Annotated in this window: 27 protein-coding genes; 8 read left to right on the top strand and 19 right to left on the bottom strand. The window is 40.6% G+C overall.

All coding sequences use genetic code 11. The annotated features are described in order from the left end of the window. Positions 1–13: 13 nt before the first annotated feature. The 16 genes from ACW2QC_RS04670 to ACW2QC_RS04595 form a co-directional block, all read right to left on the bottom strand. Positions 14–559, bottom strand: a complete 546-nt coding sequence (locus ACW2QC_RS04670; RefSeq protein WP_457542888.1) for a glycerol-3-phosphate responsive antiterminator — start codon at positions 557–559, stop codon at positions 14–16. A gap of 112 nt (positions 560–671) precedes the next feature. Then, the gene (locus tag ACW2QC_RS04665; protein ID WP_457542815.1) at positions 672–3,071 is read right to left on the bottom strand and encodes a penicillin acylase family protein; all 2,400 of its coding nucleotides are present in this window, start codon (positions 3,069–3,071) and stop codon (positions 672–674) included. A gap of 192 nt (positions 3,072–3,263) precedes the next feature. Beyond that, positions 3,264–3,635, bottom strand: coding sequence for a dihydroxyacetone kinase phosphoryl donor subunit DhaM (gene dhaM / locus ACW2QC_RS04660; protein WP_457542814.1), 372 nt, complete (start codon positions 3,633–3,635; stop codon positions 3,264–3,266). Between the two features lie 4 nt (positions 3,636–3,639). Beyond that, positions 3,640–4,266, bottom strand: a complete 627-nt coding sequence (gene dhaL, locus ACW2QC_RS04655) for a dihydroxyacetone kinase subunit DhaL (RefSeq protein WP_457542813.1) — start codon at positions 4,264–4,266, stop codon at positions 3,640–3,642. An 11-nt stretch (positions 4,267–4,277) separates the two neighbouring features. Next, positions 4,278–5,270: a dihydroxyacetone kinase subunit DhaK gene (dhaK, locus tag ACW2QC_RS04650; RefSeq protein WP_457542812.1), complete on the bottom strand. Its 993-nt coding sequence runs from the start codon at positions 5,268–5,270 to the stop codon at positions 4,278–4,280. Between the two features lie 94 nt (positions 5,271–5,364). Beyond that, positions 5,365–6,858: a glycerol kinase GlpK gene (gene glpK / locus ACW2QC_RS04645; protein WP_457542811.1), complete on the bottom strand. Its 1,494-nt coding sequence runs from the start codon at positions 6,856–6,858 to the stop codon at positions 5,365–5,367. A gap of 12 nt (positions 6,859–6,870) precedes the next feature. Then, positions 6,871–7,701 carry an MIP/aquaporin family protein gene (locus tag ACW2QC_RS04640; RefSeq protein ID WP_457542810.1) on the bottom strand — a complete coding sequence of 277 codons (831 nt, stop codon included), beginning with the start codon at positions 7,699–7,701 and terminating at the stop codon, positions 6,871–6,873. A gap of 259 nt (positions 7,702–7,960) precedes the next feature. Next, positions 7,961–8,929, bottom strand: a complete 969-nt coding sequence (locus tag ACW2QC_RS04635; RefSeq protein ID WP_457542809.1) for a dipeptidase — start codon at positions 8,927–8,929, stop codon at positions 7,961–7,963. Between the two features lie 57 nt (positions 8,930–8,986). Then, positions 8,987–9,745, bottom strand: a complete 759-nt coding sequence (locus tag ACW2QC_RS04630; protein ID WP_457542808.1) for an alpha/beta hydrolase — start codon at positions 9,743–9,745, stop codon at positions 8,987–8,989. A gap of 228 nt (positions 9,746–9,973) precedes the next feature. Beyond that, positions 9,974–10,177, bottom strand: coding sequence for a small, acid-soluble spore protein, alpha/beta type (locus tag ACW2QC_RS04625; protein WP_457542807.1), 204 nt, complete (start codon positions 10,175–10,177; stop codon positions 9,974–9,976). Positions 10,178–10,270: 93 nt separating this feature from the next. Next, positions 10,271–11,128, bottom strand: coding sequence for a chemotaxis protein (locus ACW2QC_RS04620; protein ID WP_457542806.1), 858 nt, complete (start codon positions 11,126–11,128; stop codon positions 10,271–10,273). A gap of 130 nt (positions 11,129–11,258) precedes the next feature. Continuing rightward, positions 11,259–12,209 (bottom strand): threonine ammonia-lyase, encoded by a 951-nt coding sequence (locus ACW2QC_RS04615; RefSeq protein WP_457542805.1) that lies wholly within the window; start codon positions 12,207–12,209, stop codon positions 11,259–11,261. Between the two features lie 172 nt (positions 12,210–12,381). Next, a complete protein-coding gene (locus ACW2QC_RS04610) occupies positions 12,382–12,996 on the bottom strand; it encodes a hypothetical protein (protein WP_457542804.1) in 615 nt (204 codons plus the stop codon). Continuing rightward, positions 12,996–13,199, bottom strand: coding sequence for a hypothetical protein (locus ACW2QC_RS04605; RefSeq protein ID WP_457542803.1), 204 nt, complete (start codon positions 13,197–13,199; stop codon positions 12,996–12,998). The genes ACW2QC_RS04610 and ACW2QC_RS04605 overlap by 1 nt, the downstream gene beginning before the upstream one ends. 36 nt (positions 13,200–13,235) lie before the next feature. After that, positions 13,236–13,361: a hypothetical protein gene (locus ACW2QC_RS04600; protein WP_457542802.1), complete on the bottom strand. Its 126-nt coding sequence runs from the start codon at positions 13,359–13,361 to the stop codon at positions 13,236–13,238. 7 nt (positions 13,362–13,368) lie between these two features. Then, the gene (locus ACW2QC_RS04595) at positions 13,369–13,701 is read right to left on the bottom strand and encodes a TIGR04197 family type VII secretion effector (RefSeq protein WP_457542801.1); all 333 of its coding nucleotides are present in this window, start codon (positions 13,699–13,701) and stop codon (positions 13,369–13,371) included. Between the two features lie 431 nt (positions 13,702–14,132). On the opposite strand from ACW2QC_RS04595, the gene rfbA reads away from it, so the two are divergent. The 8 genes from rfbA to ACW2QC_RS04555 are packed head-to-tail and all read left to right on the top strand — an operon-like array spanning position 14,133 to position 21,349. Further along, positions 14,133–15,065 carry a glucose-1-phosphate thymidylyltransferase RfbA gene (gene rfbA, locus ACW2QC_RS04590; RefSeq protein WP_457542800.1) on the top strand — a complete coding sequence of 311 codons (933 nt, stop codon included), beginning with the start codon at positions 14,133–14,135 and terminating at the stop codon, positions 15,063–15,065. Then, positions 15,058–16,092: a dTDP-glucose 4,6-dehydratase gene (gene rfbB, locus ACW2QC_RS04585; RefSeq protein WP_457542799.1), complete on the top strand. Its 1,035-nt coding sequence runs from the start codon at positions 15,058–15,060 to the stop codon at positions 16,090–16,092. The genes rfbA and rfbB overlap by 8 nt, the downstream gene beginning before the upstream one ends. Continuing rightward, positions 16,071–17,033 (top strand): glycosyltransferase family 2 protein, encoded by a 963-nt coding sequence (locus ACW2QC_RS04580; protein WP_457542798.1) that lies wholly within the window; start codon positions 16,071–16,073, stop codon positions 17,031–17,033. The genes rfbB and ACW2QC_RS04580 overlap by 22 nt, the downstream gene beginning before the upstream one ends. Continuing rightward, positions 17,020–17,724: a GNAT family N-acetyltransferase gene (locus tag ACW2QC_RS04575; protein ID WP_457542797.1), complete on the top strand. Its 705-nt coding sequence runs from the start codon at positions 17,020–17,022 to the stop codon at positions 17,722–17,724. Before ACW2QC_RS04580 ends, ACW2QC_RS04575 begins: the two co-directional genes overlap by 14 nt. 2 nt (positions 17,725–17,726) lie before the next feature. After that, a complete protein-coding gene (locus ACW2QC_RS04570) occupies positions 17,727–18,092 on the top strand; it encodes an EamA family transporter (RefSeq protein ID WP_457542796.1) in 366 nt (121 codons plus the stop codon). Positions 18,093–18,105: 13 nt separating this feature from the next. After that, positions 18,106–18,516 carry a hypothetical protein gene (locus ACW2QC_RS04565; protein WP_457542795.1) on the top strand — a complete coding sequence of 137 codons (411 nt, stop codon included), beginning with the start codon at positions 18,106–18,108 and terminating at the stop codon, positions 18,514–18,516. A 42-nt stretch (positions 18,517–18,558) separates the two neighbouring features. Then, entirely contained in the window at positions 18,559–19,683 is a 1,125-nt protein-coding gene (gene rffA / locus ACW2QC_RS04560) for a dTDP-4-amino-4,6-dideoxygalactose transaminase (protein ID WP_457542794.1), read from the top strand. Then, complete coding sequence (locus ACW2QC_RS04555; RefSeq protein WP_457542793.1) at positions 19,646–21,349, top strand: DUF6044 family protein; 1,704 nt, start codon at positions 19,646–19,648, stop codon at positions 21,347–21,349. Before rffA ends, ACW2QC_RS04555 begins: the two co-directional genes overlap by 38 nt. A 43-nt stretch (positions 21,350–21,392) precedes the next feature. Here ACW2QC_RS04555 and ACW2QC_RS04550 read toward each other — a convergent pair whose 3' ends face one another. The 3 genes from ACW2QC_RS04550 to ACW2QC_RS04540 form a co-directional block, all read right to left on the bottom strand. Then, positions 21,393–21,668, bottom strand: coding sequence for a hypothetical protein (locus ACW2QC_RS04550; RefSeq protein ID WP_457542792.1), 276 nt, complete (start codon positions 21,666–21,668; stop codon positions 21,393–21,395). Positions 21,669–21,801: 133 nt separating this feature from the next. Next, complete coding sequence (locus ACW2QC_RS04545; RefSeq protein WP_457542791.1) at positions 21,802–22,872, bottom strand: tartrate dehydrogenase; 1,071 nt, start codon at positions 22,870–22,872, stop codon at positions 21,802–21,804. A gap of 18 nt (positions 22,873–22,890) precedes the next feature. Next, complete coding sequence (locus ACW2QC_RS04540) at positions 22,891–24,441, bottom strand: Na+/H+ antiporter NhaC family protein (protein ID WP_457542790.1); 1,551 nt, start codon at positions 24,439–24,441, stop codon at positions 22,891–22,893. Between the last annotated feature and the right edge of the window lie 438 nt (positions 24,442–24,879).

Raw genomic sequence — 24,879 nt, 5'->3', positions numbered from 1 at the left:
AAACAGGAGGCTGTTATAGCCCCCACAACTCGATATCGGATGTTGATATCGCCTTTGCTCCTGCACCATAAGCCAATTGGACGTCTTCATCTGTTCTAATCAAACCACCAGCGATGATAGGTGTTTCTGTCCGCTCGTAAATTTCTGTAATTAGCGTTGGAACTATACCTGGCATGATCTCAATATAGTCTGGTTTCACCCGATTAACGATATGAATCGTATTTTCCAATGCATGGGAATCCACCGCAAACATTCGCTGAATAGCTAAAATATGATGTTGTTTCGCCATAGAAATTACATTACCTCTCGTTGATATAATCCCATCAGGCTTTATTTCTCGGAAAATAAACTCAATTCCATATTCGTCTGTTTTTAATCCTTGAATTAAATCAGCATGCACAAGTACTTTTTTATTCGATCGTTTAGCATATGACACAAGTGACTTAATTTGCGAAAGTCGCGATTCTAAAAAAATAATATAGTCATGATTGCTGTCAAGTAGTTTTTCAAAATCCTTCATCTCCCTGACAGCTGGTAAAATTCCGCTTAGTTCAGCGATAGTAATCACCTAATCCTAAAAAATCATTTAATAGTAATTCCGAAACATTATCATAGCATTGCCGAAACTTTTTTGAAAGGGATGTACAAAATTATTAAGTTATTATTCCAAATCATTCGGTTGGAATTAGCTTCAATTCTTCCCCTTCACTACTGGCTATATTTGTTTCATGGTAATTCCCTTCGACCCAATCATCCATTTGATCATGATACCATTCACTTTTAAAATGCCCCGACTGCCCAGGTCCAACAGTATGATACCCTAACGTCATATCATTTGTATCAATGACAAATCGCCATGATGCACCATGGTCAACTTCACCAGTAGATTCATCATAACTCGCGGCCATTGGTGTCACGCTGCTGCCACCAACGGGAATAGAATCCTCACGATTAAAAAAGAATGCTAGGACTGGACTCACATCTGAAAGTGGGTGGTAAAACTGGACTTGGTGATATTCCCCCCATTCCCACTCGGATAAATCATCACCAAAACTCGATGTCAATTGATTCATTGTATTCGTTAACGATGTATGTAACACTTTTGCGAGGCCACCATTATCCTCGACCCAAATGGAGCCTTCCCCATTCGCGGCTTTTCTTAATAACTCATCTGTTGTTTGACCCCTGCTACCAAATAGATCCATCATATTTTCTGGAATCTCATCATCATACAATACTTCCTCAATCTCATCCATCCACGTATGGAAAATTAATGGTTGGGCATAACGAACATCATCTTTGTAATCCCATTCTTCCAGTAACTTCAACGCTTCTGACTCCATATCAGAAATATCCACACCTTCCAATGCTTCTGCAAACATTGGAACAAACTCCCGAGCTTGCAAATCCATTTGATCCATCTGTAAATTTTGCATGTCTTCAACGGTTAAGTCATCGTTGGCTGCCAATACCTCTGCAATTCGTTCATATCGATATGGTTGGGCCCACACATTGCTTATATGGTAGGGATATTGTTCTCCGACTACCTTATTATTTGCTGTAGCAATGAACCCTTTATCTGGATTTACGACTGTTGGTAGTTCATCAAATGGAATGTAGCCCTGCCAGATATTTTCTTCTTCCCAGCCTGACAATGGCAATAAGGCGTCATCACCATTTTCATAGATAGGAATATTACCATTTGCTTTATAAGCAATTGTCCCATCCTTCGCGGCAAAAACAAAATTTTGTGCTGGCGCTAAGAAATTTTCTAAACCTTTTTCAAATTCATTCCAATTTTTAGCCTTGTTCATTTTTAGGATAGCTTGAAGTTCTGTTGTTGGATCTAGTGCAGTCCATCGCAATGACATTACAGTATCCTTTCCACTTTCCTCTGCAAATTCTGAGACAATTGGACCGTGTCGGGTTTCGAAAACCTGATAGTCTATCGTATCCCCATCTTTCACTTTGATCGGTTCATCAATCACGTCCGCCTGTTCCCAATCATCCTCAAACAAAAATTCATTTGGATTATCAGGATTGCGTTTTTCAATATACAATTGTTGTACATCTGGTCCTGTGTTGGTCACGCCCCAAGCAATATGTTGATTATGTCCCAAAATAATCCCTGGAACTCCTGCAAAAATCACTCCACTTACATTCATATCATCCGCTTCCAAATTCATCTGATACCAAATAGACGGTGTGGCCAAACCTAAATGTGGATCATCTGCCAATAACGGCATCCCAGATTTTGTTTTTTCCCCACTAACCACCCAGTTATTACTGCCATTAAATGCATGTGGAATAACCGCATGTTCAAAGCTGCTTGCAACGTCTACTTCTGTTTCATTTATAATGGTAGGCTTTGATTCTGGATAGCTGGGAAATAACTCATAGGCCTTTTCCTCATCAAAGTTGTGTAATGCATAATAATTGAAGGCCTGTCTTTCCCAATGTCCACCTAAGTCAAACGCCATATACTTCCCAATTGTTAGCGAATCGATTGGTGTCCATTCCGCCGGCTCTGATCCCATTAAAGTAAATTCAACTGGTAAACTACTATCCTCTTTCGCCTCATTAATATATGCATTCACCCCATCTGTAAACCACTGCAAAACTTGCTTTGATTCCTCTGTATAGATATCATACGATTTTTCAGCAGCTCTCCTTAACCCAAGTGTCCGAAAATATTGGTCCTGTTCAACTGCTGCTTCACCAACAACTTCACTGAGTGTGCCAGAAGCTTGCCTTCTTGACATTTCCATCTGGAACATTCGATCTTGTGCTTGAATATAGCCTTGAGCCATAAATAAATCATGCTCATTTTCGGCTTTTATATGTGGTACACCATTCTCATCAGTAATAACGGTTACTTCTTGTTGTAAATTTGGTAACTCAATTTGCCCTTCCAGTTGTGGAAGTGACTTGTTTACGTATGTATTTATAAAAAAGAATACAGCAAGTCCTAAGGCAAGCAAAACACCTACAATATAAAGAACAATCTTTTTCTTATTACGCCTCTTTTTCCGTGGTTCCGGGTTTGGCGGATTTGATTGATGTACTTCCAACGAAAATTTCCTCCTTTGAAAAAGCCAAATTCCAGTATTTTCAGTTATATTATAATAATTCTACATCAACCAAGAAAACCCTCTATTTCGAAACCTAAAAAGTATGTCAGCGCCAAGTTAGGTCTAGACGTGTACATAGCGCAAAAAAATGGCTGACCAATCAAAATAACGAATGGTACAGCCATTAACACCCTAAAAATTTCGTTTAAGTGCAGCGATTATGTCATCAACCGTTTTTCCCATGCCTGCTTCAACTGCAGCAACATACGCCCCTTCCAGCAATGGTGCCTCCGCAATTTTTATCGTTTCTTTCTCAGCCATTTCTACAACCATCTCCGCATTCATCTTGGCACTGCCCAGGTCATACATCAGTAATACGCCGTCACCATTATCTGCCCGGTCAATTGCCCCTTGGATTTTTTCAACGCTGGTCCCAATTTCGCCATCATCGGTTCCCCCAGCTAGTTCAATTGGAACATCCTGATTCACTTGTCTAATTAAATCCTTTATACCTTCAACTACCTTTGGGCTATGCGATATTAGCACAATTCCCGTATAAGCCATTTTTTCACGCCCTTTCATCGACAATTCCGGCTAAGGTATCGAACAAATAAAATGAGGAAACAGAGCCAGGATCCAAATGCCCGATGGAACGTTCCTTTAGATAAGCTGCTCTGCCTTTTGTTGCCATAGTTTCCTTCGTTCTTTCCATTGCTGATTTTGCCGTTTCACGAATTAAATTACCATCAAACGCATCTGTTTCCTGAAGTTTTTCTGCTACAGATGACCAGACATCGATAAGTGTTTTCTCGCCAACTTCTGCTTTGCCTCGCTGTTTCACGCCATCAACTGCATGCTCCATGCCTTTAGAAAAAACGCGATAATCGATGTCCTGTCCCTTAAAAGCCATGGACATTTTTAAAAATGCTGTACCATACAATGGACCAGCTGCACCGCCCACTTTAGACATTAACGTCATCGCTACATCCTTCATCACATCTGCTACATGCTCATATGTTTCACCATTCAACTTATTTACCACTTCTTGGAACCCACGAGCCATATTAATCCCATGATCCCCGTCGCCTATTGCTTGATCAAGCTCTGTTAAATACTCCTTATTTGTTTGTATCTTTTCGTTTGTATGTTTCATCCATTTATGTGCATGTTCAATTTGAAAAACGTCCACGATCATACCCCCTTCTGTTAAATATGAAAAGCTGGAGCACTTGACGGTGCATCTAGTAGTGTTTTGAGCTCATCGTCTAGTTTCAATAACGTCACGGAACATCCAGCCATTTCTAATGCTGTCATATACTCACCGACAAATGTTTTGTATACATGTATTCCTTTTTCCGCTAGTATTGCTTGTACTTTATGATTTAGAATGTATAGTTCCATTTCCGGTGTAGAGCCTAATCCGTTTACCATCACCGTTACATCACTGCCCGTAAAGTCAATGTCAGCTAAAATTTTTTCCGTAAGTGTGATTGCGATTTCGTCTGCAGAACCCATTTTTTTCCGCTCGATTCCAGGCTCGCCATGAATCCCAATTCCGACTTCCATCTCGTCATCAGCAAGTTCAAAGCTTGGTTTTCCTGAAGCAGGGACAATGCAAGGACTAGTTGCCATTCCCATCGATCGAACATTCGCTACCACTTTTTCAGCAACAGCTTTTACCTCTTCTAGTGATCCACCTTTTTCAGCGATTGCACCAGCTATTTTATGCACGAAAACCGTTCCTGCTATACCGCGGCGGCCGGAAGTAAACGAACTATCCTCCACAGCCACATCATCATTTACAACGACTTTTTCTACTTGAATTCCTTCTGCTTCTGCCATTTCAGCAGCCATTTCAAAATTCAGAACATCACCAGTATAATTTTTAATAATTAGTAATACCCCGGCACCACCATCGACTGCTTTGATTGCTTCAAGAACCTGATCTGGTGTTGGCGAGGTGAAAACTTCCCCAGCTACTGCAGCATCAAGCATTCCTTTTCCAACATACCCTGCATGTGCCGGTTCATGTCCACTACCGCCACCGCTGACAAGTCCAACCTTGTTTGCAATTGGAACATCTTTTTGGGCGATTACGGTTGTACCTGGTAAATTTTTCATAATGTCAGGATGTGCTGCAATCAAACCCTTGATCATATCTTGTACTACTTGTTCTGGATCATTAATGATTTTTTTCATCCACTATCACTCCATCCCACATATTTTTCCTTTTAAAGAGAGACCAACTTTTGCAGTTGGCCTCTTATCTCCTTCTTATTTAGCATAACACGAATTACTTAAAAGCTCGTGTTGCTGCCACGGCCTTTTTCCATCCGTCATATCGTTCATTTCTTTTTTCCTTTTCCATCTCGTTTTTAAACGTCTTTTCAATTTGCCATTGTTTGGCGATTTCGTCTTTATCTTTCCAATAACCAACAGCTAATCCCGCAAGATAGGCTGCACCTAATGCAGTTGTTTCTTGGACAACTGGCCGTTCAACCGGCACTCCTAACATATCACTTTGGAATTGCATAAGGAAGTTATTTTTCACTGCGCCACCATCAACGCGTAACGTTTTCAAATCAATTCCGGAATCCGCAATCATCGCGTTTAGTACATCTTTTGTTTGATAAGCCAATGACTCGAGTGTTGCACGGATAAAATGTTCCTTGCTCGTTCCACGTGTTAAGCCAAGAACAGCACCTCTTGCCTCACTATCCCAATACGGTGTTCCGAGTCCGACAAATGCCGGTACCATGTAGACGCCGTCCGTTGAATCAACTTTGGTGGCAAAATCTTCACTTTGTGGTGCGTCTTCAATAACTTTCAAACCGTCACGTAGCCACTGAATTGCGGAACCAGCTACAAAAATACTACCCTCTAGTGCATACTCTACTTTTCCATCGACTCCCCAGGCCAATGTTGTTAGTAACCCATTCTCTGATTTCACACCTTTTTCTCCCGTGTTCATCAACATAAAGCAGCCTGTTCCATACGTGTTTTTCGCCATTCCTTCGTTAAAGCAAGCCTGACCGAATAGTGCTGCTTGTTGGTCACCGGCAATTCCTGCAATCGGTACCTCATGCCCAAAGAAGTGATAGTCAACGGTATTCGCGTAAACTTCAGACGATTGCCGTACTTCAGGAAGCATACTTTTTGGAACGGATAAAATATCAAGTAATTCATCATCCCATTTCAGATCATAAATATTAAACATTAATGTGCGAGATGCATTTGAATAATCGGTAATATGCTTTTTTCCACCCGACAGCTTATAAACAAGCCATGTATCCATAGTTCCAAACAACAAATCACCATTATCCGCTTGCTCTCTTGCGCCCTCTACATTGTCAAGAATCCATTTTACTTTTGTACCAGAAAAATACGGGTCAAGTAACAATCCCGTTTTTTCTCTGAATAAGTCGTTGTAACCCTTTTCACGCAAGTCTTTACAAATTTCCTCGGTTTGACGAGATTGCCAAACAATCGCTTTATAGATCGGCTTCCCGGTATTTTTGTCCCAAACGACCGCTGTTTCCCGTTGATTTGTTATCCCAATACCAGCAATCTGACTTGGATCAACGTCCGCCTTTCGTAGCACTTCCGCGACACAAGCTAAAACCGAATTCCATATTTCATTGGCATCGTGCTCAACCCAACCTGGATGCTGAAAAAATTGCTCAAATTCTTTCTGGGCTGTTTCGACGATTGCTCCACTTTGATCAAACAGAATGGCCCTTGAACTTGTTGTCCCTTGATCCAATGATAAAATAAATTGTTTCTTCATTATCGTTTCCCCCTAATTTATGTTTTCTTCTAATTTGTCAGCTTTCGTTCTCCCTTTTGTTAATTCAGAACTAGCTGCACCAATCAAAATTACAGCAATAATGACACTTAGCACCCAAAAGAATGCGGAAAATTCACCTTCAAATATCGCTTTGTAAAAAACAGCGCCGTAAATTCCGCCTATGATTGGTCCAACGACTGGGATCCAAGCATAACTCCAATCTGATCCACCTTTTCCTGGTATCGGAAGAAGCGCATGTGCAATTCTCGGTCCAAGGTCACGCGCTGGGTTAATCGCATATCCAGTCGCTCCCCCTAATGACAAACCGATCGCTATAATCAATGCTCCAACAATTAATGGGTTTAACCCTTCTGTAAATTCGTTGGCACCAATAAACATAAGCCCCATTAACAAGACGAATGTGCCGATAATTTCACTAACCAGGTTGGAAAATGGACTGCGAATAGCTGGATCTGTAGCAAATACGCCTAGCTTTGCCGCCTGATCCTTTGTTTCCTTCCAATGTGGTAAATAATTCAAAAAGACAATAGCCGCACCAATAATTGCCCCAATTAGTTGTGCACTTATATACATTGGAACTTTTGACCATGGGAAATCTCCAGCGGCAGCGAATCCTAAAGTCACGGCTGGATTAATATGGGCACCGGTAAAATTACCAACCGCATATACCCCCATCGCAACGGCAAGACCCCAACCAACCGTAACAACGATCCAGTCAGATCCCTCTGCTTTGGACCCTTTTAGAACTACACCACCAACAACTCCTCCACCTAAAATAATCAGAATCATTGTTCCGATTAATTCAGCCAAAAACTCAGACATCTTATACACCCCTCTGCTCTATTTATAACCTATTTACAATAACAAGAAACTTTTGCGAATAGAAAAAGACCCACACTTCCGTACACACCTTCCCTAGGGAAAGTATTACCGAAATGTGAGTCTCCAATTCTCCACCACGTGATTAACTTGTTATTCGTTATTGTAAATCAATCTGAAAACGCTGTCAACAGTCTTTTTATTTCAAATCGGCATAATTATATAGACAGTAAATCACTTTGGCTACTATTAAACAGCGGGGTCAACGAAGATTTTTTGCTACGTTCGGTCGATGCTCCAAAAAATTTCGCGAGGCAAATCCTCGGACCTGATCTTCTGTGTAATGTTTCAACAATTCATTGATGACATTTTGATAGTTGGCGGCATTTTCCAAGCCTTTAATATAACTGCTTATTCCATCAAAATCAGAACCAAAGCCTATTTGTTTAACCCCGCCAAGGGAACATAAATGGTCAATGTGTTTCAAAAGGTCTGTAATGGTTGCGTTTTGTTCATTGCCTGATGTGAAAAGTGGGTGAAATACAACATGAATAAGCCCATTCTTTTCAAACATCGCTTTTATTTGATCATCATATAAATTTCGTGGGTGGTCACAAATAGCCCTTGCATTGGAATGACTGGCAATTGGATAATCTGCAAGTTCGATAATGTCCCAAAATCCCTTTACAGTAGCGTGCGATACATCAGTGAAGACACGATGCTCATTGTTATATGTAACGACTTCTTTTCCAAGCAGTGTTAAGCCGCCGCCACGAGGCTCCTCGGCACCGTCCGCACACAGGTTGGCATTGTTCCATGTCAACCCAATTGATAAAACGCCCAAACGGTAGAGATGTCGTAGTTTCATAAGGTCATTTCCGAAAGCATCTGCTCCCTCTAATGTTAGAACTGCGCCAATTTCATCATCTTTGAGGTTGTCCAGGTCATCCCATTTTTTAATATGTTTCATTTCGGAGTTTTTCCCAAGTACTTCGGAGTAAAATAAATCAATTTGCTCCAATGCATGTTGCCATTTTTCGTCTGACGGTACATCAGGATGGATAAAAATCGCAAAAAACTGCACCATGACATTTCCTTGCTTTAAGCGTTGTAAGTTACTGTCCAATTGGGTTGAATCTTTAAAAGATAAGGGTTCCATATCATACGCTTGTCCTCTTTTAGCCATTTGCAATTTTAATAAAACATCGCAATGTGTATCGATTAGTTTCATGCTAAAATCTCCCTATTTAGTGTTGAATTTCTCTCTTAAAGTTGAATTTTTTCGCTCCTATAACGTACTCTTTTCCTTAACAAATTCAATGCATTTTTCAGCAATATGTTCTTTGTCATTATCGAGTGTTGCTACATGATAGCTGTTATCCAATGAAATAAGTTTTCGATCCTCCGCTAAAATCGTTTCAAAAATTTCTTGTGAATTCTCTGGTGGTACGACATGATCCTCTACTGATGAGAAAATAAGTGTGGGCATTTTTATTTTCCCTAAATTATTCCGTACCTGTTCTGATAAGGTCATAAGCTCTTTCATTGATTTCACTGGTGTTTTAGCATAAGCGAGCTCTTCCACGTTTTCTTGCTTTATATCGGATCCAATTCCATCAATGAACCTCGTATCTGTAGGGGCTAAATCCTTATACGCAGCATTCATTTCTGGCATATGTGTTGCTGCATTAATCGGCATAATCCCCTTTAGTTCTGGATGATGTTCGGCCAAGTATAATGTCAGTGTTCCACCCATTGATAATCCTGTAACAAACACTTCCGAACATGTAACGTTTAATTTTTTCAGTCCATTTTCAACCGTTTCAATCCAATCTTGATATGTTGCTTGTTCCATATCTTCTGGTGTTGTCCCATGCCCGGGTAGCCTAGGACCAAATACAGTAAAACCAGCTTCAGCCAACTGTTCACCTAAAAAAAGCATGCTTTGTGTTGACCCTGTAAACCCATGAATCACGAGTACCCCTGTTTGATTCCCAGGAAAATAAAATTCCTCAGCCCCATTCATGACCTGACCATTATTTACCACAGCAATTCCCCCTTAATAAAGTTTGATAATTCCATCTTATCACAAATATGGGACATGGGGACAGGTTAGGTGTCCCACTTCTTTCTCTTTGGGAATAGTTCGCTGTTTCCGTGCCACATCAGCTTTTTAGGCCCTGCCACCCACTCATCATGACTGGGACAAGGAACCTGTCCCCACGTCCCACACAAAAAGAGGACTCGGGTTGAGTCCTCTTTTTGCGTATGCTGTCTATTTGTTACGATTTTGCATACTTTGTTCGGCGATTTGGATCATTCGTTTGACCATTTCGCCACCCACCGATCCGTTCTCACGTGCTGTCGTGTCAGCTCCAGGCTGAACTCCGAATTCATTTGCAATTTCTTCTTTCATGTTATCCATTGCATTTTCCGCACCAGGCACTAACAAATCATTATTGTTGTTGTCTTTTGCCATGTTTGATCACCTCTCGTGGGGTTTGGAACAGAAATCTGTTCAACCTTATCATTTAACGATGAGCATGTATTATTCCTGGTGAATGGTGGTGTTTTAAGATTTGTTTACTTCTTTCCATGTCCTTACCAAACCATTGATAATTGGCTCCAGTACATCATTATCAGTATTGTACTTACTATGTGAAAATGGATTCCAGCTTGTAAACATTCCACCAACATTCACGGCAACATCTTTTGTGACATGGGTTTGGAACGTATCATTTAATGATTTTAATGGATAAGCAAGCACGTCATCTTTATCATAGAAATTAAGCCATTCTCCTTGAACAGTTGGGTAATAATTTTTCAACACTGGCGAAGGAACGTAAATGGGTGAGCCAAAATCAATATATCGTAAAGACCACAATGCCATTGGACTCCCCATCGTGTAAAAAAGTGTAAGTGTATCCCCTTTTTCTAAAGGAGAATTTTCCATCGATTGTTTTGTCCACGTCCCTATCTTTTCCCGCCTAAACTGCAAATCAAAAAAGTAATTACTTGCAACAATAGAGCCAAGACTATGACTTATCACACATAATGGCGCATCAGGACCAGCCTTTTTCTTTAATTTACAAAGCGATTCTGCAAGCAGAGCATGCACCTTATCATAATTTTGCGCACCTATCGTAGTTGGCTGATAGGCTACAGCATCGGCAAGAAATTCAATCGTGAATTGTCGCAATCGATGGTAATCCAAGTCTGCCTCTTTTTGTACTCTGTTCCAAAGTTTTTCTTGTTCTCCTTCAAATACTGCCGACCAAAATACCGGTTCAAATACCAATTCCTGGTCCAGATTTTCTTGATGAAACTTTTTTGTAAAACCATCTGTTATTTTTTTAATCATTTCTTCAGCAAAATTTTGTTCAGGTGTTCCCGCTCCATGAAGTACCGCAACAGCAATTTTTTGCGTCATGGGCTCACTCCTTAGCTAGGATTGAAAGAAGTTCGATCATGTTATTACCATTGTATTGAAACTAACTTCATTGCAAAAGATATAATCTACCTATTTACGCCGAATGAAAAGACCTATTTTATGACGTACTTTATTCTGGAAAAATCTCACCAAGTTTGCGTACATCTACATTCCCACCCGAAAGGACACATGCTACCTTTTTGTCTTTAATCCCCAACTTACCGGACATTGCAGCAGCTACTGTTACAGCGCTTGAAGGTTCAATTAGCTGTTTCATTCGTTCGAGAACGAAAAATAATGCGTGTCGAATTTCTTCTTCACTGACAAGTACCAATTTATCCAAATACTTTTGAACAATCGGAAAGGTTACATCACCAGGTTGACTTGTTCGGAGTCCATCAGCAATGGTTCTTGTTTCTGAAATAGCTGTAATTTCACCTTTTTCCAATGACAAAAATGTATCATTAGCAATTTCCGGTTCGACTCCAATAACTTTTACATGAGGTTTTGTTTCTTTTATCGCCGTTAGGATTCCGGAAATTAACCCACCTCCACCGATCGGAACGACAACAACATCTACATTGTCCAGTTGTTCAAGAATTTCCAGACCTACAGTGCCTTGGCCAGCAATAATATATGGATCATCGTATGGTGGTATGTACACTCCGCCTTCATTTTGGGCTAGTTCTTTTGCACGAGGAAGGCGTTCTGCAGAAGTGAATCCACATTTTTCAATTTTTCCGTTATATGCTTCGATCGCTTGAATTTTACTCAATGTTGCATCTTCAGGAACAACAATTGTCGCAGATATTCCTAGTTCATTAGCGATATATGCAACAGCTTGACCGTGATTACCAGATGAAGCGGCTGTTACAAATGTTGCACCATCCTTTACAACCTGCTTGACTTTATTTGTGGCTCCCCTAATTTTAAATGCCCCAGTTTTCTGCAAATGTTCTCCCTTTAAATAAATGTCATTTCCACAAAGAGCGGATAACTGTTGTGATTTTATAATAGGTGTTTCGTGAATAATTTCTGCGATTTGCTTTCGTGCTTGATGGATATCGTTAATCGTGATCATTAGAAAAGCCCCTTTTTATGTAAAAATTAAAATAATACATAAAATAAGGATAATCGATTCATTTGCTCTTAATCAATTATCCTGCATTTATTTCTGGGCATTTGCAGTGCGTGCCAGGCACCCAAACAATTCAAAATAGTTCGGGTACCTGGCACACACGATTAGAAGAGAATTATTTCTCTCCCAGTCTCTCATCTACAAATTCGCTCCAATCCGTAACAAATTCATCAAAATTTCCAGGTGTAATATCTTCTTTATCCGTTCCTTGTCCTCCGTATTTTTCAACCGTCCCATCCTCAAATTGCAGCCATAAATTCCAGCTGTATCCATCCTGATAAGTAGCAGGATCTTCAAAGGTATAATCTTGCTTCCATTCTTGAACGTCATGCTTTTCTAAAATCTCCATTACCTGTTCGGCGTTGTTAATTTTAACCGTCCCATCATTAAAGCGGAGGCCACGATTACGCATCGAAGGATTTTTATAAATCTCTTTATTTGCAACATCGATTGCTATTTCATTCATTTCAGATATGCTCCAATCGCTGAAGTATACTTTGATTACCTCTTGCAATGGATGTTTTTCTTTTGCGTCTGGTGCTTTCCTTATAAAAGCAAAATCATAAATATCAATCCCATTCATGTCTTTTCCCCCATTTCCTTCATTTACTTCATCTTTGATTTTCTGACTATTTGCATCATCATCTCCATTTTTCTTTGTAAATGTTTGACATCCAATTACCGCTAAACATACCGTGAATATTGCTAAAAAATAGAATATTCCCTTCATTAGTCGTCACCTGCTGTCGACATAGATTTGAACATTTCATCCATATGTTGTTTTGATTGATATAAAAATTGCTCAATGCTTTCTATTCCATTATCTTTCTTTTCATCATCTGGTGTCATAATACGACCATAGTATTCAGCGAAGCCTTCCCGATTCGGTTCTCTTATTCTCTGCCCATAACCCTTTGTCCAGACGCCACGCATCAAATAACCGTTGGAACAAACGCCGAGTATGGTTGTTTATTTCAAAAAATCCTGTTCTGTTTGTTCGTGTACAGCCAAAGCACGCTGGTTCTGATATTGTTTTTCAGTTACATGCTGCAGCTTATTTGTAATTTGTTGCATCTGTTCCTCACTGTTTTTCATTCTTTATTCATCCATTCTTCGCTTTGTTATACGTGTTCATATCTTCAACGGCGTCGTTTATGGGCAGCAATGGCTCGAAGTTGTTTTGAAGTTCAATATCCGTTCGTTCAAATTCTTTTAAGGCCAACTGAATATTTTGGACGGTTTGTTGAAAGGCTTGATTAAACTGTTGCGCCAGTTCCAACGCTTGTTGATTGGTTTTTTGCGCTTTCTGATTCACAGTGAGTGTCGTTCGTTCGTCTTTTGAAATGGTGTTGGAAGTTGCTTGTTGGATAGCGTCCGAAGCGTTTCCCATACGTGTGGCAATTTGATCCGCGGTTAGAAAATTAATCTGAATCATTGCATCCTCCCAAAATCCTATCATTTTTAAATAACGGTTAATTTCTGAATTTTATCACATTTATAGATTATTGTAGCATGTTTGAGAGGAGTTACAAGTGATTATTGGTGTAAAACACTGTCATTTCTTGAAATTGCAACTTTCTTCCTATATTGTTTTTAAACCCGACCTCCTTGAACAGAGATTTGCAGTGCGTACGGTTTTCCTAGCACACACGATTATTTTGGTATTTTAAAAATTCGGTCATAAGAGTCAAATTACCACTTTTACATCCCCCTAATCAAAATGAAATAAAATTGTAAGATTATTTTTCTAAAAAAAGGCAATAGCTTGGTAAGAGATACTCTTTAATCGTAATAAAAGTTTTATCAAATGGCGAATGCCCAATTTTAAAAATGAAACTTACCAGATGAAACGAAGGGGTGGTATTCATGAAAGGCATCATACTTGCTGGTGGAAGTGGAACAAGACTATCACCAAGTACAAATAGCATTAATAAACATCTGTTGGCGGTTTATGATAAGCCGATGATTTATTATCCATTATCTGTATTAATGCTAGCTGACATGAAAGAAATAATGATCATCAGTACCCCCGCTGACAGGCCACGATTTGAGCAACTGTTAGGTGATGGGTCAGAGCTTGGAATTTCGCTTTCATATGGAGAACAGGTTGAACCAAATGGAATTCCAGAAGCATTTATGATTGCGGAGGATTTTATCGGAAAGGATGATGTCACCTTAATACTTGGTGATAACGTTTTTTACGGGCAAGGGTTTACGACTCTGCTGAGAAATGCAATCAAACACCATAAACATGCAACCGTGTTTGGCTATCGAGTAAAGGACCCAGAACGATTTGGTGTAGTCGAATTTGACCATCAACAAAAGGTGGTTTCACTGGAAGAAAAACCAACAGAACCACGCTCAGACTTTGCCGTAACAGGATTATATATTTATGATAACCGGGCTGCTAACTTTGCCAGAAAGCTCAGCTTCTCCAAACGCGGAGAATTAGAAATTACCGACTTAAACAAGGAATATTTAAAACGAGGAGAACTAGACGTTCAATTGTTAGGAAGAGGGTTCGCCTGGATGGATGCTGGGACGCATGATTCTTTGTTTGATGCGGCGGAATTTGTAAAGAATATTCAGCAACGCCAAGGGTTCAAGCTCGCTTGTTTGGAGGAAATTTCCTATTACATGGGGTATATCGATAATGAAATGCTAATGAAGAAAGGGAAATCGATGGAAAAGAATGACTATGGAAAATACTTACTGGAAATCGCTGGACGTAAACATACACAACAATACTGGGAAGCCATCGATCAGAATCCAATGTTAGGACTGGTAGAAAATGAATAAACAGAAACCAACATTGCTTGTAACTGGTGGGGCGGGATTTATTGGATCTAATTTCATTACGTACTATTTGGAAAAGTATCCTGATAAACAACTACTAAATATTGATAAACTCACTTATGCCGGATCAACAGCAAACTTAAACGAAGCAGAAAAATATGAGGGCTATCATTTTATTAACGGCGACATTACCGATGAAGCATTGATAGATAGAATTTTTACTGACTTTGATATTTCTGGCGTCATCCATTTTGCCGCAGAATCCCATGTCGATAGATCGATACAGGATGCCAAACAGTTTGTCGAAACGAATGTTATCGGTACGACGGTTCTTATGCAGGCAGCTCGAAACGCATGGGGAAACCAAGGTATGCTCAAAGAAAAACGATTCCATCATATTTCTACTGATGAAGTTTACGGATCACTCGGTGCAACAGGTAAATTTCATGAACAGACACCATATGATCCGCGCAATCCTTATAGTGCGTCAAAGGCAGGGGCCAATTTACTTGTCAAAAGCTTTGGTTCTACCTATGGGATGAATGTCGTTATCTCCAGCTGTTCGAATAATTATGGGCCAAGACAGCACAAGGAGAAACTAATTCCAACAATCATCGCAAACGCGCTAGCCTTACAACCGATCCCTATTTACGGTGATGGCCAGCATATCCGCGACTGGCTCTATGTGGCGGATCATTGTCGTGCTTTAGATCTTATCTACCATCATGGAAATAGACTAGAAACATATAATATCGGTGGGGGAAATGAACGGACGAATATCGCAATTGCAATGGAAATTTGCGACATTCTGGATCAATTGAAACCGGAAATCAAAGCACATTCGTCCATTCGTAGTTTTAAAGAACTTATTTCGTTTACCACAGATCGTCAAGGGCATGATCGTAGGTATGCTGTTGACGACACAAAACTTCGGCAATCATTAGGCTGGCAACCTGTCGTTTCATTTGAATCTGGTCTAAAACAAACAGTCGCATGGTACGTAAATCAATGGGAAAAAGTAACCCTTTAATCTCAGTCGTTGTCCCTGTTTATGGTTGCCAATCATGTCTAACAGATTTATATAATCGCGTTGCGGCTACCATTGAGTCGATTCCAGCCCGACTTGAGATGATTTTAGTCAATGATGCCAGTCCAGATCATGCTTGGGAAGCCATTAAACAATTAAGTGTACAGGATGATCGTGTGAAAGGAATTGATCTTGCTCGAAATTTCGGGCAACACCACGCGATCACTGCAGGACTTGACCATACAACTGGGGACTGGATTGTCGTGATGGATTGTGATTTGCAAGATCGCCCTGAGGAAATTGTTAAGCTGTATAACAAAGCGCAAGAGGGATATGAAGTAGTTTTTGGTAAACGCATCGAACGACAGGACGGGTGGTTCAAGCGCAAATCATCGCAGTTTTTTTATCGTGTGTATGATTATTTTACAGGCGGTTCATCTGACTGTACAATCGCCAATTTCAGTATTAGTTCAAAAAAGGTTGTAGAAAGTTTTCGGCAAATGAGAGAACAAAATCGTTTCTTCCCTTTATTTATCCAGTGGATGGGATATCGAACAGGGACAGTTCAGGTCGAACATAACGCAAGAAAAGCAGGGAAAACATCCTATAATCTAAAAAAGCTGATTTCACTTGGGACAGATGCGATCATCTCCCAATCGAATAAACCGCTACGCCTATCGATTCAATTTGGCTTTTTCATCTCCCTTGTGTCCTTTCTGTATGGGGTGTTTTTAGTTGGCCGATATTTTTTCCTTGATGTACCAGTAAAAGGTTGGACCAGTGTGATGGTTTCCATTTACTTTATCGGCGGACTAATTTTTTTCAATATTGGCGTACTCGGTCTCTATCTTGGAAAAGTGTTCAATGAAACGAAAGGGAGACCATTATACTTGATCCGCCAAACGACTGAAGTATTGGAGGAAGATACGAATGACGGGAGCTGATTGCATGACAGAACATTTGCGACCTACACCGTGGGATAAACGGAATTTTTCTATTAACACATATGAAGTTATGTCTTTGACGGAAGAGGCACTTTCAGAAACCGACCAGCAGGAGGGCCATTATACTGTTAAAATCGACTCTTTACAAAGTCCTGAGAAGTTGCTGAATCACGGCTTTTACTATATGGATACATTGATCGAGCCAGTTTGTAAACATGAAAAATTCATGCCCTTTGATCGTGACGGCACATCGATTTCGAAGGATTACCAGGCTCAGGATGTTTTTGATATTGCCGGGGGAGCCTTTGTCCATGGACGATTCCACCGCGATTTTAATATTCCATCACCCCTTGCTGATTTACGTTATATAAACTGGGTAAAAGATTTACATGAAAAAGAGCAGATTTTCGGGCTGTTTTATGAACAGGAACTTGCTGGTTTTTATGGCTATGAAGATGACAAAGTTCTTTTACTCGGTATAAAAAAGGATTTCCGCAACAAAGGTCTTGCAAAAGCATTCACAAGCAAAGGCTGTCAGGAACAGTTCAACCTTGGTCATGATACGCTCCGGACATCGATTTCAGCTGCGAATGTGGCATCGTTAAATCTATTCTATTCGCTTGGATTCCGCTTGAAACATACGGTTGATGTTTACCACAAATTAAATGGTACGAAGCCAATGGAAGTGTAGCAATGGGATATGCATATATTTTTGGGACCATATTTTTTACCGTTTATGGACAACTGATTTTAAAATGGAAAATTGATCGGGCTGGGAATCTCCCTGAATCAGGGGTAGATAAACTACTTTTTCTTTTACGGCTGTTACTTGACCCTGTCATCTTATCCGGTTTTCTTTCCGCGTTTGTCGCTTCCCTATTCTGGATGGCGGCAATGACTAAATTTGATATTAGCTATGCATATCCATTCATGAGCCTGTCGTTTGTTTTGGTTTTCCTGCTATCCGTTTTTCTTTTTCAGGAACCAGTTAATGTCCAGAAAATTGCTGGGCTCGGGTTGATTGTCTTAGGCATTATTGTGACAAGTCAATCGTTGTGAGATCGGGGTGCGGGTGCGGTCTGAGTTGTCCGGCGACTTTCCGCGTTCGTCCGGCGACTTTTCCCGTTTGTCCGGCGACTTTCCGTGGTTGTCCGGCGACTTTTCGCGTTCGTCCGGCGACTTTCCGTGGTTGTCCGGCGGCTTTTCGCGGTTATCCGGCAACTTTTCGCGGTTATCCGGCAACTTCCGGCGGTTGTCCGGCGACTTTCCGTGGTTGTCCGGCGACTTTCTGCGTTCGTCCGGCGACTTTCCGTGGTTGTCCGGCGACTTTTCGCGTTCGTCCGGCGACTTTCCGCGTTTGTCCGGCGACTTTTCGCGGTTATCCGGCAACTTCCGGCGGTTGTCCGGCGACTTTCTGCGTTCGTCCGGCGACTTTCCGTGGTTGTCCGGCGACTTTCCGCGTTTGTCCGGCGACTTGCCTTAGTCCGCCGACTTTACTGCTTTTATTAAAATGTGAGGTGATAACGTGATTCCGTTTAATAAACCGTGTACTGTTGGAAGTGAAGAGGCGGCAATCAAAGCGGCGATCAAAAATAGTAAACTATCAGGTAATGGTCCGTTTGGTAAGAAGTGTACCGATTGGTTGGAGGACCGTTTGCAGTGTGAAAAAGCTTTGCTGACCCCATCGTGTACCGCTGCATTGGAAATGACCGCCATGTTAACTGAAATCAAAGACGGGGATGAGGTTATCATGCCATCCTATACCTTTGTATCGACCGCAAATGCCTTTGCAATTAGGGGTGGAAAAATCCGTTTTGTCGATGTCACACCAGATACGATGAACATCGACCCTCAACAAATAGAAGCGGCGATTACAGATCGTACTAAAGCTATTGTTGTTGTTCATTATGCTGGGATTGCTTGTGATATGGATGCCATTATGGAAATTGCCTACAAGCATGGACTATGGATTATTGAAGATGCGGCACAAGCTTTGTTGAGTACATATAAAGGAAAACCACTAGGAACGATCGGTCATTTTGGTACCTTTAGCTTTCACGATACGAAAAATTACACCTGTGGGGAGGGTGGTGCACTCATTATCAATGACCCCTCTGCGGTGGAACGAGCGGAAATCATCCAGGAAAAAGGAACAAACCGCCAGCAATTTAAGAAAGGAATGGTCGATAAATACACATGGCGCGATATTGGCTCTTCTTTTTTATTAAGTGAATTAAACGCCGCATATTTACACGTTCAATTCCAGCATGCCGATATAATTAATGAAAATAGATTGCAAACCTGGCATCACTATCAACAGGAACTGCATTCAATTGAAAACATAACAATTCCTCATGTACCAAAGGATTGTATGCATAACGCCCATATGTTTTATATTAAAACGAAAGATGAGACAGAACGCGACCAGTTAATGGATTACTTAAACAAACACGCCGCCATCATGACAGCGACACATTATGTGCCATTGCATAGCTCCCATGCTGGAAGAAAATACGGAAAGTTTATTGGCAATGACTTAAACACAACGACCGAAAGTGAACGATTATTACGTTTACCGTTATACTATGGAATCGGAGAAGAGGCAGTCGATTATGTGGTCAAAACGATTCACACCTTTTACCAAACATAAATACGTAATCATCGCATGTTTCATCATCTTGGCCTACTTAATGCCATATTACGTGCTCGGTGAGGATACCCATATTCGTGTACATGACAATTTAGACTCCAACATCGTCTGGTATAAAATGCTTGCAGAAAGTGGACAGATTTTCACCCTGAAAGATGTTACCTTGCCAAATGTTATTAACGGATTACCGAGAAGTGCACTCCCTTCCGCGTTCGATGCGATGGTCTGGATGTATGTGTTATTTCAGCCAATGACTGCATATATGATTGGGCAAACAATCATGAGGTTTGTTGCTTTTTTTGGTATGTATTTGTTGTTGAAAAATCATATCCTTCGAAATAACAATGTACCCCTCATTTCGGCTGGGGCTGCATTAGGATTCGCCATTTTACCGTATTGGCCATCTGGCTTATTATCTATAGCTGGGTTGCCATTAGCGTTACATATTTTTCTAACAATCCGTTCATTAGGAAAAACGGCACCAAAATACTATTGGATTATATTATTTCTGATTCCTTTTTTCTCTAGTTTTATTTTAACATTCGTTTTTTTCTTGGCACTAATGGGATTATGGTGGCTGTACGATTGGATTCGGTTGAAGCAGGTAAATTGGGCATTTTTTGCAGCGATAGTAGGTATGACGGGTATTTATGTACTAAAAAATTACTTGCTCATTTACTCGATGTTTTTCGAAAGTAATTTCGCATCCCATCGCAATGAATTAGACCTTGGACATAAAGACTTACCTGGAACATTCGATTTATTTTTGCATAATTTAATCAACGCTCACACGCACGATTTATCATTGCACTTTTTGATTATTTTTCCCGTAATTGGCCTTGCATTGCTTGTGGCGGCTTATCGTAACCTAAAACCGAAGCAGCTGATTGGCTTTTTTCTATTTAACGTGTTTCTTTCATTATGGTACGCTTTTTGGTACTGGGAAGGCTGGCGTGTTGTAAAAGATAATTTCATGGTTGCCAACACCTTTAATTTTAGCCGAATTCATTTTTTCCATCCAGCAATTTGGTATCTTTGTTTCGCGATCGGATTGACAATTCTATGGAAGCACTTTAAATTTTTCAAACCATTCGTTGTCATCTTGCTTGTCTTGCAATGTTGGATGGTGTTTCAGTTGAATGAGGAAAACAAATACAGTGAGATCGGCACACCATCATTCAAACAGTTTTATTCTGAGTCCTTATTCCAAGAGATTGAGGATTACATTGGTGATGATCAGTCAGACTATCGCGTTGTCAGCATTGGTCTGCATCCAACTATTGCACAATACAATGGATTTTACACATTGGACACATACAATAACACCTTTCCACTAAGTTATAAACACAAGTTTCGCAAAGTGATTGCCCCAGAGCTCGAAAAAAACACTAAGCTAAAAAGTTATTTTGATACGTGGGGTGGCAGGTTGTACATGTTCGTTGGTGACTTGGGAAAACACTATATGTTCACCAAAAACAGTAAAAAAACGATTGATGACCTTACCATTAATACGGATGCATTAAAACACTTAGGTGGCGATTTTATTTTTTCGGCATTACCAATTGAAAATTTTAAGGAAAATGGACTTCGTTATGAGCGTAGTTTTGTGAAGGATAATTTGCCCTGGAAGATTTATTTGTATCGTGTTGTTGGAAGTGGTAAATAAAAACAGGGAGAGTAGAACGAAAGAATTCGATCTACTCCCTCATCTATAAAATGTCGTTGTTATTTTGCTGCGCTTCCTGCACTTGCTGGCGTGTATCGTGCAGTTGTTCAGAGGCTTGCTGGAATTGCGGATTTTTCGTTGCTTCCGTTCCTGCTTGCTCGCGGGCAGTTTGTAATTCATCCTCTGCTTGTTGTAACTGCTGTTCCGCTTGCTCCAACAGTTGTGCATCTGCCCCTTGTGCATCACTAACAGCTTGCTGGGCCGCTTGTATCTGCTGGCTGGCTTGTTGTAGTTTCTGATGTAAGTTTTGTTGCGTCATATAAGTACCCCCATTATTTTTGATGGAAAACTATCTATATTGTTCCTTGAATTTTTCCATTTATGTATTACTCCTTAACTAAGCAAAAAGAGTTCCTGGTATGAATGACCAACAACTCTTTTTGCGATTTCTTTTAATTATGCTCCATCAGCAATTCGACAAATCGGTCCCCCACTTCTCTTGTCGAACGTTTTCCACCTAAATCAGGGGTGAGTTGCTCGGGCTCGCTAAGTATTTCTTTTATAGTCTTTAAAATAGCGCTTCCCCATTGCTCCTCACCGAAGAAATCCATCATCTGACTAATGGACCAGATGGCAGCAAGCGGATTAGCTAACCCTTTTCCAGCTATATCTGGTGCCGAACCATGGACAGGCTCGAACATGGAGGGAAAGTTTTTTTCCGGATTAACATTGGCCCCTGTCGCAAGGCCCATTCCACCTGTTATTGCTGCACCGATATCTGTCAAAATATCGCCAAATAAATTAGATGTCACCACAACTTCGAAGCGTTCTGGATTTGAAACAAAATAAAGACTTGCAGCGTCAACGAGATAAGAATATGTTTTTACATCTGGATATTCTTTTCCAATTTCCTCAAACACCTCATCCCAGAATACCATGGAATAATTTAAGGCATTCCCTTTACTAACACTTGTCAATGTTTTATTTACTTTACGAGCCTCTTCATATGCATAACGAATAATCCGCTCCGTTCCTTTTCGAGAAAATACCCCTGTCTGCAATACTACTTCTTCAGGTTTTCCCTTATACAACCAATCCCCAACTCCGGCATATTCTCCCTCACTATTTTCCCGGATGACAAGAAAGTCAATGTCCTTCTCCGTTTTTGATTTTAAAGGTGTCAAGCTAGGATGCAAAAGTGTAACCGGACGTAAATTCACATACTGATCAAATTCTTTTCGGATCCTCAGTAATAAATCCCTTAATGAGATATGATCAGGTACGCCTGGGTAGCCAACAGCCCCAAGATAAATCGCATCGACACCTTTTAATTTTTCCATTCCGTCCTCATCCATCATTTTTCCATTTTCAAGATAATACTCACATCCCCAAGGATACTTCGTGAAAGAGAATGAGATCGAATCATCCACCTTTTCAATCGCCTGTAAAACTTTTACACCTTCTGCGACAACTTCTGGTCCAATTCCATCCCCTGGTATGAGTGCGATTGTGTAATTTTTCATGATTTCCCCCCTACGTGTTTAAGCGCCAATCTTACTATCCGCTTCCATAAATTTTTTTTCGTGTCGATTGCCCAAATAACGGAGCAAGAAGAATTGAACGATAATCCCCGCAATTAAAAGGGCGATACTACTTCCGATCAACGAATACGACAAATATAACACGCCGGTAATTCCTGCTGGCACAAGTGCATAGGGAATTTGTGTGTTAACATGGGCAATGTGATCTGATTCAGCAAAGATGGATGCCATGACTGTCGTGTCTGAAATCGGTGAAACGTGATCACCAAAAATGGCTCCTGCAAAAATAGCACCAATAACGATATGAACGAGGTCAATTCCACCAATGGAAAACGCTAATGGAATCGCGATCGGCGTGAGAATGGACATGGTTCCCCATGAAGTTCCCGTGGCAAATGAGATAAACATGCCAATAACAAAAACCAAAAACGGGACAAGTGCTGCAGTCATCCAACCCTCTGTTGCGTTAACCACAAACTCAGCTGTACCAAGTTCAGATGTGACGGTGCCAATTGACCATGCCAACACAATAATAACAAGCGCTGGCAACATTGTCCGAATACCGCCAAGGAGCGTATCTTCACACTTTTTTAAACCCATTCCTTGCACAAGCGCCAAAATAATCCCGACAACTGTCATGGCAAAAGCACCCCATGTCAGTGCAATTGAAACATCAGTATCAGCAAGGGCATTCATAATCGACTTTCCTTCAGCTCCGCCACCTGTATACCACAATCCCCAAATACTTACGGAAATCAATGTGATAAGTGGCAGAAAAAAATTCCAAACACTACCATCTTTTTTATGTGGCTCACCTAAATCTTGATCAACGGAAGACAGTGGTGTTGAACCTTCTGGGATCAATTTTCCCGTTGTCTGTGCTCGATGTTCTGCTTTCGCCATTGGTCCAAAGTCTTTTCCGGCAATAATCATCGGTACAGCTAACAGACAAAGAATTGCATAAAAATTCCACGGTATGGAATGCAAAAAAGCAAAGTAAGGTTCCACACCCATGATACTCATGCTGGCAAAAGCCCCTGCAATCAAGGAGACCTGAAAACCGATCCAGTCGGAAACCGGCCCCAAAGTTGCCATAGGGGCAGCAGTTGAATCAAGTATATAGGATAACTTTTCTCTTGATATTTTATGTTTAGCAGTGATGTCTTTTGAAGCATTTCCTACAATGACAGAGTTCACGTAATCATTAAAAAAGATGATAATTCCTAAGAAGTATGGTAAAAATTGAACACGTCTTTTTGTCGTTAATTTTTTTTCCAGAATCCTTATGAGGCCATCTGATCCACCAGTTTTAAACATGAAGGCTGCACCGGCTCCAAGTAATGCCGTCATCACGAGAAAACGCGCATTCCAAGGATCAATCATCACATCTTTCATCCATGTGAAGGTTATACCTACTGCTGCAAATGGATTCCCACCAGCCGCAATCAGACCGCCAACCCAGATACTGATGAAAAGTGAAAGCAAAACCCGCTTCGTAACAATGGCCAGTACCACTGCAACGATTGGTGGAATAACGGATAAAAAATCCATGTGTTTCCCTCCTTTTTCGTCAGGCTGTTTTATAAAAAATTGTCGTTTTTTACACAATATATATAAAATGCTAAGTAAGTAATATTTTGGGTTAGCATTGTTTATTGCTTTCTACCCCGTAGCCCGTATAAAATCAAGCATTATAAAATTGCAATAATATGATAAGGCACGACACCAGCGAAGGAAATACACGTAGACTCCTGCGGGAAAGCAACAGCTGAAGATCCCGCAGGACAAGAAAGGCTTCGGCAGCGTTACATCGCACGCAGAAAAAGTGGTTTTCCTTTTTCAAGGAAGTGGTTTTCTTCCGAGGAAGCTGAAGCGTTGCCCGCGGAAAGCGTAGTGTATTTTCCGTAGCGATTATTAGTGCGCACTTGTTATCAACTACGCCATTCCCTTAAAAGGTTGTTTAAAAGCTCCCAAACTAAAAACAATGAA

The organism is Virgibacillus sp. FSP13 (assembly GCF_054048505.1).
Note: the sequence above shows the minus strand (reverse complement) of the source record. Positions and strands in the feature narration are given on the sequence as shown.